The organism is Rhizobacter sp. P1_G5 (assembly GCF_056405435.1).
The window spans coordinates 1-2558 of record NZ_JBFUCB010000765.1 but is presented as its reverse complement, the minus strand read 5'-3'; the positions used below and the strand labels follow the sequence as shown (position 1 = coordinate 2558).

At 71.3% G+C, this 2558-nt stretch carries 2 protein-coding genes; both read right to left on the bottom strand.

Going from position 1 to position 2558, the window contains the following annotated elements; all coding sequences use genetic code 11:
* A partial coding sequence (locus AC1D12_RS30730) for a ferrochelatase (RefSeq protein ID WP_477845005.1) occupies nt 1–393 on the bottom strand: 393 nt, incomplete at its 3' end.
* Nucleotides 394–416: 23 nt separating this feature from the next.
* Nucleotides 417–2558, bottom strand: a 2142-nt coding sequence (locus AC1D12_RS30725; RefSeq protein ID WP_477845004.1) for a PAS domain-containing hybrid sensor histidine kinase/response regulator, incomplete at its 5' end; no start/stop codon positions are given.

Sequence of the window (2558 nt, the reverse complement as noted above, 5' to 3'; positions counted from 1 at the left end):
GGCCTTCAGCGCGTCGAGTTCGCGGCCGATCGCCGGCGTGCCGTAGCGCATCGCGAAGGCCACCTGCACCCGGTGGCCGCGCTCGCCCAGGTAGCCTGCCAGCAGCCTGGCCTGCTTCTGCGTCCACACTTTCAGCGGCGAGCCTTCGGGCATCCACACCGTTGCGTACTTGGCCGCCGACTTGGCCGGCCGCACGCGCAGGATGATGGCGTGCAGGATCAGCCACCACAGCAGCTTGGGGATCTCGACGACGCGCGGGTCGCTGAGGAACTGCGCGAGGTAGCGGCGCACCGCGGCAGCGGTCGGCGCATCGGGGGTGCCCAGGTTGCACAGCAGGACGGCGGTGGCGGGGGCAGGGCGGGTGGGGGCGGGAGGTTCGGGAGAGAAGCGCATCGGCCGGATTATCGGGGAGGCTCTCAGCCGGCCAGCGCGGGCGACTGCAGCAGCTGGTCGATGTCGGCCACCACCGCGGCGATGTCGATCGGTTTGGTCCAGTAGCCGATGAAGCCGGCCTCGTAGGCGCGCTGCACGTCCTCGGGCATCGCATCGGCCGAGCACATGTACGCGGGAGCCGAAGCCAGGCCCGGCAGCCGGCGCAGCAGGTGCAGCACCTCGAAGCCGGTCATGCCCGGCAGGTGGGCATCGAGCACCAGCACCTCGGGCTGCCATTCGCGCGCGATCTCGAGCGCCTCCTCGCCGTCCTCGGCGATGCGCAGGTCGATGGCGCCGTGGTGCAGCCGCAGCGCCTCCTCGAACAGGATCGCGTTGATGCGGTTGTCCTCGACGTACATCATGCGCAGCGCATCGCGCCGGGGGGCTGCGGGTGCGGCGGCGGGCTCGCACGGGTCGTCGGCGAGCGGCGCGAGGTCGGTGGCGGTGCCATCGGGGTCGCAGACCATGTCGAGCAGCACGCAGGTGCCGTGGCCGAAGCGGCTCGTCACCTGCAGGTCGCCGCCGATCGCCTGCATCAGGCTGCGCGCGATGATCRGGCCGAGGCCGGTGCCCTCGATGGTCGAGGTCTCCTTGCCGAGTCGCTCGAAGGGCTGGAACAGGCGGCTCAGCTGCTCGGGCGACAAGCCGGTGCCCTCGTCCTCGACCATCAGCGTGAGCCGTTCGGGGCGCTCCTGGCGCAGGGCCCAGCGCACCACGCCGCCGGGGCGGTTGTACTTGACCGCGTTCGAGGCCACGTTCAGCAGCACCTGGCGCAGCCGCTGCGCATCGGCCCGCACGCGCAGCGGCGAGGGCAGCGCGTTGTCGAAGCGGATGCCGCGCGTGCGCRCCATCGGCGCCAGCAGGTCGATCGTGCGCGCGACCAGGTCGTCGAGCGCCACCCGTCCCATGTCCAGTGTCAAGGCGCCTTCCTCCACTTTCTGCAGGTCCAGCACGTCGTTGATCAGCGCCAGCAGGTGCTGCCCGGCGTCCAGCACGTGGTCGGCGTAGTCGTGCACCTTGTCAAGGTCGACGGGGTCGGTGTTCATGCGCATCAGCTGCGAGAAACCGATCACCGCATTCAGCGGCGTGCGCATCTCGTGGCTCATGCGCGACAGGAACTCGCTCTTCGCCCGGTTGGCCAGCTCGGCGGCCTGCTTGTCGCGCAGTGCCTGCTCGGCCTGCTTGGTGCGCGTGATGTCGGAATGCGTGCCGACCACGCGGCGCGGGCTGCCGTCGGCGTGGCGCTCGACGATCTTGCCGCGGTCGAGCACCCACAGCCAGCGGCCGTCCCTGTGCTGCAGCCGGTGCTCGGTCTCGTAGACCTCGGTGTCGCCGCGCCGGTAGGACTGGATGGCCCGCATCACGCGCGCCTTGTCGTCCGGGTGGATGCGGCGCGACCACTCCTGGATGGTGTTGCCGATCTCGTCCTCGCGGTAGCCGAGCATCTCCTTCCAGCGCGGCGAATAGAACGCGAGGTTGCGGTCCTCGTCGAAGTCCCAGACGCCGTCGCCCGCGCCCTCGAGCGCGAACTTCCAGCGCTCCTCGGCGGCCTTCAGCGCCTGCTCGGCGGCACGCTGCTGCGTGATGTCGCGCGTGACGTACAGCACCCGCGCGCCGGCCATCGGCGACAGCCGCGCCTCGAAGCTGCCGGGGCGCCCGCCGGCCGTCACCAGGTCGTACTCGAGGCACTGCACCGCGCCGGTCTGCAGCGCGCGGCGGATCGCCGGCAGCACCTGGTCGGCCAGCTCCTGCGTGACGCCCTGCACGAAAGGCCGGCCGCGCACGCTCTCCCAGCTGTGCACCATGAACGGGTGCTTCGGGTCGCCGCATTCGAGGTAGCGGCCATCCTCGTCGAGCACGAACCAGAGGTCGGGCACGGCCGCCAGCACCGCGCCGAGCCGCGCCTGCGCCTCGTGCGCCTGCAACTGCTGGCGGGCCAGCTCCAGCTCGGCGCGCTTGCGGTCGGTGATGTCGAGCGCCAGGTGGACCAGGCTGCCATCGTGCAGGCGGCGGTCGTTGACGATCAGCCAGCGGTCGCGCCAGCGCAGCTCGTGCTGGGTGCGCCGTTCGGAGGCGAGGCCGAGCCGCCACTGCACGAAGGCCTCTTCGCTGCCGACCGCATCGGG